This window comes from Paraburkholderia sp. Ac-20336 (assembly GCF_017105025.1).
Taxonomy (GTDB): domain Bacteria; phylum Pseudomonadota; class Gammaproteobacteria; order Burkholderiales; family Burkholderiaceae; genus Paraburkholderia.
This window is the reverse complement of the sequence record NZ_JAAGPS010000001.1, coordinates 423,654-437,031: the sequence shown is the minus strand read 5'-3', so window position 1 is coordinate 437,031 and position 13,378 is coordinate 423,654. Positions and strand designations below refer to the sequence as shown.

General features: G+C 64.2%; 11 protein-coding genes and 1 pseudogene. All 12 read left to right on the top strand.

The features are described from left to right. Positions 1 to 296: pseudogene (locus tag GXB81_RS01905) on the top strand (MFS transporter); the annotation flags it as partial. A gap of 93 nt (positions 297 to 389) precedes the next feature. Continuing rightward, the gene (locus GXB81_RS01900) at positions 390 to 1,265 is read left to right on the top strand and encodes a glyoxalase/bleomycin resistance/dioxygenase family protein (RefSeq protein WP_205988143.1); all 876 of its coding nucleotides are present in this window, start codon (positions 390 to 392) and stop codon (positions 1,263 to 1,265) included. Between the two features lie 466 nt (positions 1,266 to 1,731). Then, positions 1,732 to 2,850: an iron-containing alcohol dehydrogenase gene (locus GXB81_RS01895; protein WP_205988142.1), complete on the top strand. Its 1,119-nt coding sequence runs from the start codon at positions 1,732 to 1,734 to the stop codon at positions 2,848 to 2,850. 6 nt (positions 2,851 to 2,856) lie between these two features. Then, entirely contained in the window at positions 2,857 to 3,732 is an 876-nt protein-coding gene (locus GXB81_RS01890; RefSeq protein WP_205988141.1) for an aldolase/citrate lyase family protein, read from the top strand. Continuing rightward, positions 3,729 to 5,180, top strand: coding sequence for a 3-isopropylmalate dehydratase large subunit (leuC, locus tag GXB81_RS01885; protein ID WP_167037127.1), 1,452 nt, complete (start codon positions 3,729 to 3,731; stop codon positions 5,178 to 5,180). Before GXB81_RS01890 ends, leuC begins: the two co-directional genes overlap by 4 nt. Next, positions 5,177 to 5,800: a 3-isopropylmalate dehydratase small subunit gene (gene leuD / locus GXB81_RS01880; protein WP_205988140.1), complete on the top strand. Its 624-nt coding sequence runs from the start codon at positions 5,177 to 5,179 to the stop codon at positions 5,798 to 5,800. Before leuC ends, leuD begins: the two co-directional genes overlap by 4 nt. A 137-nt stretch (positions 5,801 to 5,937) precedes the next feature. After that, positions 5,938 to 6,729 carry an ABC transporter ATP-binding protein gene (locus GXB81_RS01875; protein ID WP_345889813.1) on the top strand — a complete coding sequence of 264 codons (792 nt, stop codon included), beginning with the start codon at positions 5,938 to 5,940 and terminating at the stop codon, positions 6,727 to 6,729. Positions 6,730 to 6,836: 107 nt separating this feature from the next. After that, positions 6,837 to 7,475 carry an ABC transporter permease subunit gene (locus GXB81_RS01870; protein ID WP_205299163.1) on the top strand — a complete coding sequence of 213 codons (639 nt, stop codon included), beginning with the start codon at positions 6,837 to 6,839 and terminating at the stop codon, positions 7,473 to 7,475. Beyond that, positions 7,472 to 8,269, top strand: a complete 798-nt coding sequence (locus tag GXB81_RS01865; protein WP_167037133.1) for an ABC transporter permease subunit — start codon at positions 7,472 to 7,474, stop codon at positions 8,267 to 8,269. The genes GXB81_RS01870 and GXB81_RS01865 overlap by 4 nt, the downstream gene beginning before the upstream one ends. A gap of 32 nt (positions 8,270 to 8,301) precedes the next feature. Then, positions 8,302 to 9,312: an ABC transporter substrate-binding protein gene (locus GXB81_RS01860; RefSeq protein WP_167037136.1), complete on the top strand. Its 1,011-nt coding sequence runs from the start codon at positions 8,302 to 8,304 to the stop codon at positions 9,310 to 9,312. Between the two features lie 117 nt (positions 9,313 to 9,429). Next, on the top strand, positions 9,430 to 10,419 hold the full coding sequence (locus tag GXB81_RS01855; protein WP_346777765.1) for a LysR family transcriptional regulator: 990 nt from the start codon (positions 9,430 to 9,432) through the stop codon (positions 10,417 to 10,419). 536 nt (positions 10,420 to 10,955) lie between these two features. Then, the gene (gene pdxA, locus GXB81_RS01850) at positions 10,956 to 13,283 is read left to right on the top strand and encodes a 4-hydroxythreonine-4-phosphate dehydrogenase PdxA (protein ID WP_205988139.1); all 2,328 of its coding nucleotides are present in this window, start codon (positions 10,956 to 10,958) and stop codon (positions 13,281 to 13,283) included. Positions 13,284 to 13,378: the final 95 nt, after the last annotated feature.

The following is a 13,378-nucleotide window of genomic DNA, read 5'->3' as shown; positions in this document are numbered from 1 at the left end:
TCGCGTTTTTCGGTCAGGGCATGGGCGGGCTCGGCTGGTCGATCATTCCCGATATCGCACCGAAGCGCCTGATGGGACTCACCGGCGGTATTTTCAATTTCACTGCGAACATCGCCGGCATCGTCACGCCGATCGTGATCGGTGCGATCGTCTCACTGACGGGGTCGTTCTACTGGGGGCTGATGTTCATCGGCGCGGTGGCGATACTGGGCGCGGCGTCGTACATCTTCATTCTCGGCGATATCAAGCGGATCGAATTGCCGGACGACCATAACGTAGCAAGAAAGGCAGCATGAGTCATGGATGCGTCGAACGTCGAGACGCATCCTGATTGAATGCATTCGTATTCCGCTTGTTACTTATCGTTCCCATCTTCCGAGGGCCATGCAATGAATCGCTTTGATTACGCGCGTGAGGACACCGGCAATCTCGTGCTGCTGGAGCATCTCAACCTCACGATACCGGACCAGCGCGCCGCGACCGCGTTCTATGTCAGCGGACTTGGACTGACGCGCGATCCCTATCTGATGACCGGCGTCACCAATATGTGGATCAACGTCGGCCGCTCGCAGATTCATCTGCCGCACGGCGACGCGCAGCGTCTGCGCGGGCATGTCGGACTGATCGTGGGCGAACGCCAATCGCTCGTCGAACGCCTGAGAGCCGTGCAACCCCTGCTCGACGGCACGGCGTTCGGATGGACCGAGCGGGACGACCGCGTAGAGGTGAATTGTCCGTGGGGAAACCGCTATGACTGCCTCGACCCGGAGACGTATCGGCAGAACGCCGCCGGGCCGGCCATCGATCTCGGCATGGCCTATGTGCAACTCGATGTACCGGCGGGTTGCGCGCGTTCGATTGCGGCTTTTTATCGCGAGATGTTCAACGCTCCTGTCGAGCTTCTCGATGACGGCGGATTGCAACAGGCAGTCATCGCGATCGGCACGTATCAGCAACTCATCTATGCCGAAACGCTCGAGGCCAACCCCGAATACGACGGCCATCATATCCAGGTCTATGTGAGCAACTTCTCCGGGCCGTACGCACGACTTGCCGAACGCGGGCTGGTCTATGGCGAGGAACCGCATCAGTATCGCTTCGCGACGCTGATCGATCCCGAGAGCGGTGCGGACTGCTTCAAGCTCGAACATGAAGTGCGTAGCCTGCATCATCCGCTTTATGCAAGACCGCTTGTGAACCGCAATCCGGATCAAGGCAACCGGAATTATCGAAAGGGCGGCGACAGGCGCAACGGCGTGTTTTAGCGAGCGCCGCTGCCGCAGTGACCGACTGCTCTTCGCAACCGTGACCGTATCCGGCACGATCGACGCAAGCTCATCCAATACCGCCGGCTCGGCGCGAACAGGCTCATCCCGCACGACATGCCGTGGCTGTCGTGCAAACCCACGGCGCCGCAAGAACATCCTCGTCGGCGCCGGCGTGTCGCTATCATCCCCACCCTCTCGCCCCCCGCATCACCCAGCTTGGCGCCGATTCACCGGCGCTTCAGGCACAGACCGCCGCCACTCGCCGAAATCACGAATTCCTCTTACAAAACATCAGCTTAAATTCGCCCCGACGAAATTTCACGCATCTCTGTCATCCGTCAAAAAGTCTTCTTGCGCGAAAACTTATATTTAGTATAATCGTTTTCAAGGGATGAGAAGCGCGCCGCTGGCGCGACGAAGTGCGGGTCTGCCTATCCCTATCTACATGAGGGAATGAGCGTCCATGCCGATATCGTCGTCATCCATCACCCTGGTTCGTCCGCCGGTCATCGAGTTCGGGCCGGGCTCCGTCTCGAAGGTCGGGACATGGAGCGGTAGCCGTTTCAAGCGCATCCTCGTCGTCGCCGACGCCTTCAACGCCCAGCGCGTCGACGTGCTCGGTCTGAGCGGCGCGGTCACGGTTTTTGCGGATGTCCGCCCCGAGCCCGATGTCGCCAATCTGGAAGCGTTGCTGGCCGTCGCGGAAGAGGTGCGGCCGGACCTGGTGGTCGGCTTCGGCGGCGGCAGCGCCATGGACCTCGCCAAGCTCGCCGCGGTTTTGCCGGGCAGCGGTCAAGGCATCGCCGACGTAGTGGGTGTCGAGCGGGTTCCGGGCAAGCGCGCCGCGCTCGTTCAGGTGCCGACCACCGCCGGGACCGGTAGCGAGACGGGAACGCGTTCGCTGGTGACGGACCCGCTCACGCAGAACAAGCTGGCCGTGCAAAGCAACCACATGCTGGCCGACCTCGCGGTCATCGATCCCGCCTTGACCCTGACCCTTCCCCCGCAAGTGACGGCAGTGACCGGCGTCGACGCCATGGCGCATTGCGTCGAGGCATTCACGAGCCGGCGCGCGCACGTCACCATCGACATGTATGCGCTCGAAGGCGTGCGGCTCGTCGGGCGCTATCTCAAGCGGGCGGTGGCAGACGGCGCCGACATGGAGGCACGTTGCGGCCTGTCGCTGGCGTCGCTTTACGGCGGCTACTGTCTCGGTCCGGTCAATACGACTGCCGGGCACGCTGTCGCCTATCCGCTGGGGACGCGTTATCACGTCGCTCACGGCGCGGCGAACGCGCTGATCTTCCCGCACACGCTGGCCTTCAATGCCGACGCGGCGCCCGAAAAAACGGCCGCGGTCCTTGCCGCGCTAAACGCGCCGGAACGCGCCTCGGTCTTCGAGGCCGCCTATGAATTCTGCGTGGAACTCGGCTGCGAGATGAAGCTTTCGGGCTTCTCCGTGCCGCGCGACGATCTGCCCGCCATGGCGGAAGAAGCACACGCCATCCGGCGTCTGCTCGACAACAATCCACGCGACATCTCGCGTGACGACATCCTCGCCATCTACGAGGCGGCTTACTGACCAGGCTTGCTGAGCATTGCGCCACTGCGGCAAAACGCGGGGGCATATCGGCCATTTTTAATACTTATACTAAATATAAGTAACATATCCGTTGGAGGCGACGAAGCCGTGACGAGAACGACAGAAAAGAAACCATCCTTTATTGGCGAAATGCGCGCCGGCCGCCAGCAGATCGGCCTGCGCTCGCAGCTGTGCAGCCCGATCGCCGCCGAGGCGCTCGGCTTCAGCGGTTGCGACTACGTCTATATCGACATGGAGCATTCCCCCAACGATCTGATGTCGGTGCTACAGCAGGCACAGGCCCTTGCGGGCACGCCAGCGCATGTCCTCGTGCGGCTTCCCAAGCTGGATTCGCTGCTGATCCAGCAGCTGCTCGATTTCGGCATCGAAAACATCGTCGTGCCGATGGTGGAGACCGTCGAGGAAGCGCAAATGGCCGTCGCGGCAACGCGCTATCCACCGCATGGCGTGCGTAGCGTCGCCAAGGTCCATCGCGGCAACCACTACGCGGGCGGCAGCGATTATTTCGATGAAATCGATGCGCGCGTCTGCCTGATCGTCATGATCGAGACGCGGGCGGCCTTGGGCCGTATCGAAGAGATCGCAGCCGTGGACGGCGTGCACGGCGTGCTGATCGGCCCGGCCGATCTCGCCGCCGATCTCGGCCATGCGCGCGCATCCGGCCATGCCGATGTCATCGCGGCTATCACCGGCGCAATTCCGAAGATTCGCGCCGCCGGTGCGTTCGCCGGCATGTCCGCGGGCGACGGCGCCACCGGCCGGAAATGGCTGGCGGCCGGCTGCCAGTTCGTCTCGGTCGCGGGCGATATCCAGATGCTCGCCAGCCAGGCGCGGGCGATGGTCGAAGAGGCCTCGGCATGAAAGGCGCCCCCTCGCATCCGGCCGCGCCCCTGACACTGTTCGAGAAGCTCTGGAACAGTCATGTGGTGGTCGTCTCGCCGCACGGCGAGGACCTGCTCTACGTCGATTTCAACATGATCAACGAGGGCGGCGCGTTCCTCGCGTTCGACCAGCTTCGGCTGGAAGGACGCAAGGCGCGCCGGCCGACGCAGCAGATGGCCGTCACCGACCACTATCTGCCGACCATCAACCGGGCAGCCGGAACGGCCGGCATCGCCAATCCGGAAATCCGCCGCGTCGTCGAAATGCAGGCGGAAAACGCCCGCGACTTCGCCTTGCCGCATATCGACATGCATCACCGCATGCAGGGCATCATCCACGTGATCGCGCCGGAACTCGGCATCGCCCAGCCCGGCATGATGATTACCTGCAACGATTCCCACACGGCGACCAACGGCGCCTTCGGCCTGCTGGCATCGCCGATCGGCGCGTCGAACCAGTTGCGGCACGTCATCGCCACCCAGACGGTGTGGATGAGCCGCCCGAAGCCGATGCGCATCGTGATCGACGGCGAACTGCCGGACGGCGTGACGCCGAAGGACATCATTCTCAGCATCATTGCGCGCATCGGTGTGGGCGGCGCGGTCGGCCATGCCATCGAATATGCCGGCTCGACGATCCGCGCGATGTCGATGGAAGGCCGCATGACGATCTGCAACATGTCGGTCGAGGCCGGCGCCAAGATCGGACTGATCGCGCCCGACGACACCACCTTCGCCTATCTCGCAGGCCGCCCCAAGAGCCCGCAGGGTGACGCCTGGGACAAGGCGCTGGCGCACTGGCGCACGCTGCACAGCGACGAAGGCGCCGTCTTCGCCCGCGAACTGCACATCGACGTCTCGACGCTCGCACCGATGGTCAGTTGGGGAACGAGCCCGGAAGACTGTGCACCGATCGACGGGACCGTGCCCGATCCGGCGGCCATCGCCGATGCCGACCGCCGCCGCCATGTCGAGCGCGCGCTCGAATATCTCGGTCTCGCGCCGCTGACGCCGCTACAGCAGATCCGCATCGATCGCGTTTTCATCGGCTCCTGCACCAACAGCCGCATCGAGGACCTGCGCAGCGCCGCCGCGGTTCTGAAGGGCCGCCGCTGCGTCGTTCCCGGCATGGTTTCGCCCGGCTCGTCGTCGGTCAAGCGCCAGGCCGAAGCCGAGGGGCTCGACCTCATTTTCAAGGCCGCCGGCCTGGAGTGGCGCGATTCCGGCTGCTCCATGTGCAACGGCTCCAACGGCGAACTGGTCGCGCCCGGCGAACGCTCGGCCTCGACCACCAACCGCAATTTCGAAGGCCGCCAGGGCCGCGATTCCCGAACCCATATCATGAGCCCCGCGATGGTTGCCGCCGCCGCCGTCGCCGGGCACCTGGCCGATGTCCGCAGCATGGCCGTCAAGGAGATAGCGTCATGAAGCCGTTCGTGACATTGACCGCAATCGCGGCGCCCGTGGAGATCGCCAAGATCGACACCGGTATGATCCTGCCCGGACGCTACATGCGCCGGCATCGCCGCCCCGGTCACGATTACAGTGAAGCCTTCCTGCACGATCTTCGCTTCGACGAAAAAGAGCAGCCGCGGGCCGACTTTTCGCTCAACCAGCCCGCCTATCAGCACTGCGAGATTCTCGTCACGGACGCTGATTTCGGCTGTGGCTCGTCGCGCGAGGGCGCCGCTTACGCGGTACTCGATTTCGGCCTGCGCGCGCTCATCGGACCGAGCTTCGGCGACATCTTCTACGCGAACTGTCTGCAGAACGGCGTGCTGCCGATCGTGCTGCCCTACCCGGCGATCCATGCCCTGTGGCGGCAACTGCGCGCGACGCCGGGCGCGACGATCACCATCGACCTGCCCGCGCAATCGGTCATCGCGCCGGACGGATCGACCTTCGATTTCGAGATCAACGCCCTGCGCAAGCAGCGGCTGATCGACGGCGTCGACGATATCGACGTCACCCTCGGCTATATCGAGGCCATCAGAGCCTTCGAGGAGGCGCGCCAGGCCGATATGCCATGGCTGCCGACATCCGGGTGACACCGGGCGTATCGCTCATATTCAATATCGGTCCCGCGACGACGTAACACGGTCGTCTCCGGGACGAAGAGAAGGAGGAGATTCCTTTGCTTACCAATCTTGACAATTCCGCTTCCGCGTCGACGCATCCCGCCATCGTGCGGCTGAACGACGTCAGCCAGGTTTTTCCGTCGCGCGGCGGTGCCCCTGCCGTCCACGCGATGGGTCCGATCACGCTCGATCTGCGCCAGGGCGAATTCTTCTCGATCGTCGGCCCGTCCGGCTGCGGCAAGTCCACGTTTCTGGAAGTGCTGGCTGGCCTCGCGACACCGACGGGCGGCGAAGTGCTGATGGACGGCAAGCGGGTCCAGGGCAGCATTCCCGACGGCGTGGGCGTGGTCTTCCAGGAAGACGCGAGCTTCCCCTGGCTGACGGTCTGGAAGAACATCACCTTCGGCCTGAAGCGCAACGGCGTCGATCCGAAGATCGCAGCGGAACGCGCCGAGCGGGCGCTAGCGCTGACCGGTCTCACCGCATTCCGCGATTCCTATCCGGCGCAGCTGTCCGGCGGCATGCGCCAGCGCGTCTGCATCGCGCGCACGCTGGTGATGGAGCCGCGCCTCATTCTCCTCGACGAACCCTTCGCCGCCCTCGACCAGCAGACGCGATTGCTGATGGGCGACGAGGTCCTCAACCTGTGGCGGGCGACCGGGGCGACCGTCGTCCTCATCACCCATGCGCTCGACGAGGCGGCCATGCTGTCCGACCGCGTCGGCGTGATGTCGGCGCGGCCCGGCCGGTTTATCGAAATCATCGAAACGGGCTGGAGCCGCGAGCGCGACAGCCGGATCGCCTCGTCGGACAAGTTCGGCACCTTGACGGCACATCTCTGGTCGTTGCTGCGCGAGGAATCGATCCGCGCCAGCCAGTATGCGAAGGCGAAATCATGACACTCGGACGCATCAGACTACTTGTCGTCGTACTGTGCGTCATCGCGCTCGAGATCGTCTGCCGTACGGGCCTGATCGACAGCTATACGCTCATTCCGCCGAGCAAGATGGCGGTGGCGCTGTTTCACCTGCTGCGCGACGGCAGCCTGACCGCGGAGATCGTCGCGACCTTGGGCGCCGTTCTCATCGCCATCGTCGGCGCGGTGATCTTCGGCATTCTCGGGGCGGTGATCCTGCATGCCCTGCCCCGCCTGCGGCGCGCGATCGACCCGGTTCTGTCGATCTACTATTCGATCCCGATGTTCGTGTTCTATCCGTTGTTCATCGCCCTCTTCGGCCTGACGGATACGCCGAAAGTGCTGCTGGGCTTCCTGCTTGCCGTCGTTACCATGATCGCCAGCACGCTCAACGGGCTCGACCGCGTTCCCAAGGTGATGCGCAAGACGGCCAGGGTGTTTCGCCTGAGCAAATGGAGCACGGTGCGCGAGGTCATTCTTCCCTCGGCCGCCCCGCACATATTCAACGGCGTCAAGCTGGCGATCGCGCAGGCGTTCGTCGGCGTGCTCGGCGCCGAATTCATCCTGTCGACTGGCGGCCTCGGCTACCAGATCTTTTACGCGTTCCACGACTTCGACAACAACAAGATGTACGCGATCGTTCTGCTGGTGCTGATCATCGTGTCGATCGTCAATACGATCCTTCTTGGCTGGGAACGTCGCTTGCGCCAACGCAGAGGGCTCGCATGAACATCATCGGCAACTTCAATACGATCGACGGCACGGCCAGGCCCTCGATGTGGAAACAGCATCAACGTTCCTTCGACCTGCTGATGATCGCCGTGGCGTTCGTCGTGCTCTGGCAGGTTTTCTTCCAGATCGGCGGATCGGTCGCGCTTGCCTCGCCGTGGCAGGCGACGCGCACCGCCATCGCCATGCTCGGCTCGGCGGATTTCTGGGGCGACATCCGTACGACGTTCTCCGCCTTCGGCTTCTCGGTCGTCATCGAGGCGGTGCTCGGAATACTGCTCGGCGCGATCCTCGGTCTGCGGCGGCTGACCGGCGATGTGGTGGAGCCGATGATCGCCGGCCTCTATTCGATTCCGAAGCTGATGTTCTTCCCGATGATTACGCTGTTCTTCGGCATCGGCATCAGCTCGGAAGTCGCCTTCGGGGTCCTGCACGGCATCATCCCGATCATTCTTTTCACGATGAGCGCCGTGCGCAACATCAAGCCCGTCTATCTGAAAAGCGCTCGCACGATGGGCCTGTCGACGACGCAGACCCTGTTTTCCATCGCCTTGCCGGCAGCCATCCCGGAAATCTTCACGGGTTTGCGCATCGGCATTTCGGGCGCCCTGATCGGCGTGATCCTTTGCGAGATGTTCGGCTCCAGCAAGGGCGTCGGTTTTCGCCTGATGAACGCCGTGGCGAACAATGTCGTGACCGACATTTCCGCGATCACGCTGATCCTGATCGTGTTCGCCGCGGTTCTCAGCGGCGTGTTGATGAAGCTGGACGAGCGTTTGCATCACCGGATCTGAGCTAACCCAAACAGCAGAATGGAGAAGTGACAATGAAAGCAAATACAAGGAGACGCGGACTGTGGTCCGTCGTGGTCGCCGCGGCACTGACGTGCGGCGTGATGAGCACACCGGCGTCGAGCGTCGAGATCGCCGCCACGAATTACGGCAGCTCCGTCATCGGCATGCCGTGGGCGATCGCGCTGGCGAAGGGTTATTTCAAGGACGCTGGCGTCGACGTTTCGGCCGTGATCGGCTCGCCCGGCGGCAGCACCGAGGTGCGTAACCTGATCGCCGGCGATCTGCCCTACGCCGACAGCGCGCTGATTCCGACGCTGAAGGCGATCAAGAACGGCTCCGATCTCCGGATCATCAGCGACAACACCCAGACCTCGGCGCAGTTCGTCTGGCTGGTCAAGCCCAATTCCCCGATCAAGACCCTGGCCGATCTGAAGGGCAAGCGCATCTCCTTCACGACCCCGCTGAGCACGAGCCAGTCGCTGGACTTCCTGCTGGTCGAGAAAGCCGGTCTGAAGCCCTCGGATGTCAAGCTGATTTCGACGGGCGCATACGGCGCGGCGCTGACCGCGCTGCAAAACGGCGGCATCGACCTCGCGCTCGTGTCGGAGCCGACGTACACGATGAACAAAAACACGTTCAAGCCGCTCTTCTGGTCGCGCGATCTTTTTTCGGCGGTCAACACCTCGGTCGGCGTGACCTCCGTCAAGACGATCAAGGAGCATCCGGACATGCTCAGGGGCATCATCGCGGCGCGCCGGCGGGCGGTGAATTTCATCAAGACCAATCGCGATGAATCGGTAGCCATCATCGCCAAGGTCTACAAGATGGACCCCAACGTCGTGAGAGCGATGCTCGCCGAACTGGTCGACCGTCCGTCTGCCGACGGCTCGGTCTTCTTCGGCCAGGGCGACATCAACCCGAAGGGTCTCGACGCGCTTGTCGACCTCTCGCAGAAGACCGGCGACCTGAAGGAGAAAGTCGACTGGCGCGACTACGTCGACCAGAGTTTTCTGCCCGCCGACCTGCAGCGCAAGCTGAAGTAGGCCACGGCTCGACGCATCCTGAGCAGTTGAAAACATGAGAAAATCCCGGCGCGGCGGGCGCCCCCGGCGCGCGGGTCCAACTGGAAGTGGAGAGCCTCGACATTGAACACCCCGAAAGTGCCGCGTTCTTCATCGACGGACGGATTGTTTGGCGACAAGATCAATTTGCATCGGCTTGCGATCTTCGTTTCGGTTGCCGAAACGGGCAGCATGAGTGCGGCGGCCGAGAAATTCGGCCTTTCGCAGCCGGCCGTTTCGCAAGCCATCGTCAAGCTCGAGGAAGCAAGCGGCATCGATCTGTTCGATCGCTCGATCCGGCCTCCGGTCCTGACACTGCGAGGGGCCGCCTTCCTCAAGCAGGCTTCCGCGGTCGTGGAAAGCATCCGGCGGCTGCAAAGCAGTTTGCGCCTCGACAACGCGGCGCAACTGCCTATCCTGCGCGTCGGCATGCTCAACAGCTTCGCCACGACCCTCGGCCCGTTCATGCTCAAGAGCCTGCAGGAAACGGCGGTGCAGTGGTTCGTGGACACCGGCTACGAAGCTTCGCGAATCATCGCGCTCCTCGATCGCCGCTGCGATTTCGTAATCACAGCCGACGATGCGCCGCCTCCGCAAGGGTTGATCGCGTTGCCGGTCTTCTCCGAGTCCTACCGCATCATCCTGCCCGACGAACCTGAGAAGGCGCACATACCGGTTCTCGAACGCATCGCCGGCATGAGCATGATCCGCTTCGGCCGCGATCCCCATATGCTGTCCAGCATCGATCGCTGGCTGGCCGCAGCCGGTATCGAGACCTCGACCCGCTATCACCTGGATACGGTCGAAGGAGCGGCGCAGATGGTCGTCTCGGGGCTCGGCTGGAGCCTGCTGCCGCCGCTCGCGTTCTTCCGTCTGATCGAGCGCGGCGACCGCATAACCTCCGTGCGCTTTCCGGGCGTTCCGATCCGCCGTACGATCGTGGTCGTCGCGCGCGAAGACGAAGGCGCAAGCATTGCCAAGCGGATACAGCAGACTGCGCTCAGTCTGATCAACGACATCTTCCTGCCGAGCCTGCGGCAAAATCAGCCTGACGCGCTCGAGGATATCGAGGTCTACGACGGCAAATGAGCGAGTCGCGCGCCGTGGTGTACGGCCCCGGCGAGGCATTGGATCGCGCGCCCGCCGCCATTGCCATTCCATCGGCCGGCCAGCGTCGCGCGAACTTCCGCGATTGAGCCGCGACCGCGCTGCCCGGCAACCTGCCCTGCTCCGGTAACTGGACCGCACGCTGTTTGTCTCTCCACAGCAAACGTACAAACGCCCGTCAAAATCCCCTCAAATTGATCGATTCAATCATTACAAGGGTTTTCCCTCGGTTGATTTGAGCATTTCGATCAAATAAGATGACTTAAACGGTCAATATTCGACCAGACAGGGGCCGCAACGCAACCCGAACTGACCGAATCAATCAGGCAATCTCGCTGGAAGCGATCAGGACAGGCAGGAGCATCGCGATGCCTCGTCCGTTGCACACCGCGATCGGCGCGCATGCCTGACGCAGCGTCGCCCTGCACGGTTTGCCCGACACCTCGCCCGTGTCCGCGAACAGCCGGAAGGGCTCGGCACCGAACGCACTCCGCAAGACCGCAATCGAAACTCACGACATGAACACCGCCGCCCCCCGCAACGAGCGCCTGCTGATACTCGGAGACGACCTCTCCGGCACGGCCGACTGCGCCGTGAAGTGCACGCATCATGGCCTCGCGAGCGTGGTCTGTCTGAACGCCGCGGCGACGCCCGGCATCGCGGCCACAACCGACGTACTCGCGATCGACACCGACACCCGCCGCGCCTCGCCCGCCGAGGCGGCGAGTGCGAATGCGCAGGCGTGGCGCGCACACGGCGCCGGGCGACGGCTCTACAAGAAAATCGATTCGACGCTGCGCGGCAACGTTGCCGCGGAAGTGGCCGCGCTCGCGGCCCACGCGGGCATGGCGATCGTCGCGCCCGCGCTGCCCGAGGCTGGGCGCACCACGCGCAACGGCTGTCTCCTCGTGCACGGCGTGCCCGTCGAAGCAACGGAAGTCTGGCGCAACGAAGGCATCGGCGGCACCGGCCATCTGCCGTCGATGCTCACGGACGCCGGCCTGAAAGTCGCGCACATCGATCTGCAAGCCGTGCGCGAAGGAGCGGCGCCGTTGCGCGCGCGTCTCGAAGCCTTGCGCGCCGCGCAGTGTCAAGCCGTGGTCTGCGACAGCGAAACCGATGCGGACCTCGCCGTGCTCGCGCAGGCCTCGGCCGCGCTCGATGGCGTGTTCTGGGTCGGCTCGGCCGGACTCGCACAAACTTTGATCGCCACGCTGGCCGACGGGAACGGGCAGCGCAGCGTCATGCCCACCACGCCCGCTGTGCCCGTCACGACCGCGCAACACCCGCGTGGTGTGCTGGTGGTCGTCGGCAGCATGTCGGGCGTCTCGCACAAACAGGTCGCCACACTGCGTACAAACACGGGCGACACCTTCGATGTCTTCGATGTCGACGTCGTTGCGCTGCTCGATCCGCTGCACGCCGAATCGCTGACGCTGGGCACGCGCGTGGCGCACACGCTCACGCACGGCCGCCACGCGGTGATCGCATTGAGCCAGGCCGAGCGCGTGCCGGTTGCCGATGGCGAACTGCTCGCGCGCCGGCTCGCGGCGCACCTCGCCCCCGCCGCTGCACATGCCGCGGCGCTGATCGCCACGGGCGGCGAAACGGCACGCGCGCTGCTCGCCGCCATGGGCATCGCGAAGCTGCGCGTGATCGAAGAAATCGAAAACGGCGTGCCGCTCATGGCCGCCGCCGAAGCGGCTCACACGCTGCCCGTCGTCACCAAGGCGGGCGGCTTCGGGGGCCCCGATACCCTGTATCGCGCATGGCAGCGGCTCGCCGCCATGACGCAAGCGGACGCGCAAGCGCCGCGCCAACCCTGCGAAGAGGAAACCATGGACTATCGTCCCGTAATCGGCATCACGATGGGCGATGCCGCCGGCGTGGGCCCGGAAATCATCATGAAGAGCCTCGCGCACCAGTCGGTGTACGACGGCTGCCGCCCGCTCGTGATCGGCGACGCCAGGCGGCTCGTCGACGCCGGACGGCGCACGAACGTCACGCTCGAAGTGCGCCCGATCAAGGCGCCCGCCGAAGCGCGCTTCCAGCCCGGCGTGGTCGATTGCATCGACCTCGGCCTGATTCCCGAATCGATGCCCTATGGCCAGCTTTCCGCCGTCGCCGGCGACGCCGCCTATCAGTACATCGCGCGCGCGGCCGAGCTGACCTCGGCGGGCGAGCTCGACGCGATCTGCACCGCGCCGCTCAACAAGGAAGCGCTCCATGCGGGCGGCCACATCTTCCCCGGTCACACGGAAATGCTCGCGCACCTCACGGGCATCCCCGAAGTCTCGATGATGCTCGTCGCCCCCAAGCTGCGCGTGATTCACGTAACGACGCATATCGGCCTGCTCGACGCGATCCGCAAGATCGAGCCGGGCCTCGTGCAACGCACGATCGAGCGCGCGCACGAAACGCTGCTGCGCGCGGGCATCGAACAGCCGCGCATCGGCGTATGTGGCATCAACCCGCATGCCGGCGAAAACGGCCTGTTCGGCTATGGCGAGGAAGAGGAAAAGATCATGCCGGCGGTGGCCGTGCTGCGCGAGCGCGGCTGGGACGTGGAAGGCCCGCTGCCCGCCGACACGCTGTTCTTCCGCGCGGGCCGCGGCGACTTCGACGTGGTCGTGGCGATGTATCACGACCAGGGCCACGGCCCCGTGAAGGTGATGGGCCTCGAAGCCGGCGTGAACGTGACCGTGGGGCTGCCGGTGATCCGCACCTCGGTCGATCACGGCACGGCATTCGATATCGCCGGCAAGGGCATCGCCGACGAACGCAGCATGCTCGAAGCGCTGAAGCAGGCACAAGATCTCGCCACGCGCCGCGCGGACCGCCAGTAACGGCCAGTAACGAACGGTTCGCGAACGCCGGCTTCCGGGTGTCCGGTCGATGACCGGAGTCGGCGCAACGGCAATCGGTAGAGCCGGTTTCGTGA

Bases quoted from the DNA above. Each gene is read 5' to 3' on its own strand.
- leuD (WP_205988140.1), top strand. From the start codon at position 5,177: ATGAAGCCGTTCGTGACATTGACCGCAATCGCGGCGCCCGTGGAGATC.
- pdxA (WP_205988139.1), top strand. From the start codon at position 10,956: ATGAACACCGCCGCCCCCCGCAACGAGCGCCTGCTGATACTCGGAGAC.
- GXB81_RS01870 (WP_205299163.1), top strand. From the start codon at position 6,837: ATGGCGGTGGCGCTGTTTCACCTGCTGCGCGACGGCAGCCTGACCGCG.
- GXB81_RS01860 (WP_167037136.1), top strand. From the start codon at position 8,302: ATGAAAGCAAATACAAGGAGACGCGGACTGTGGTCCGTCGTGGTCGCC.
- GXB81_RS01900 (WP_205988143.1), top strand. From the start codon at position 390: ATGAATCGCTTTGATTACGCGCGTGAGGACACCGGCAATCTCGTGCTG.
- GXB81_RS01865 (WP_167037133.1), top strand. From the start codon at position 7,472: ATGAACATCATCGGCAACTTCAATACGATCGACGGCACGGCCAGGCCC.
- leuC (WP_167037127.1), top strand. From the start codon at position 3,729: ATGAAAGGCGCCCCCTCGCATCCGGCCGCGCCCCTGACACTGTTCGAG.
- GXB81_RS01895 (WP_205988142.1), top strand. From the start codon at position 1,732: ATGCCGATATCGTCGTCATCCATCACCCTGGTTCGTCCGCCGGTCATC.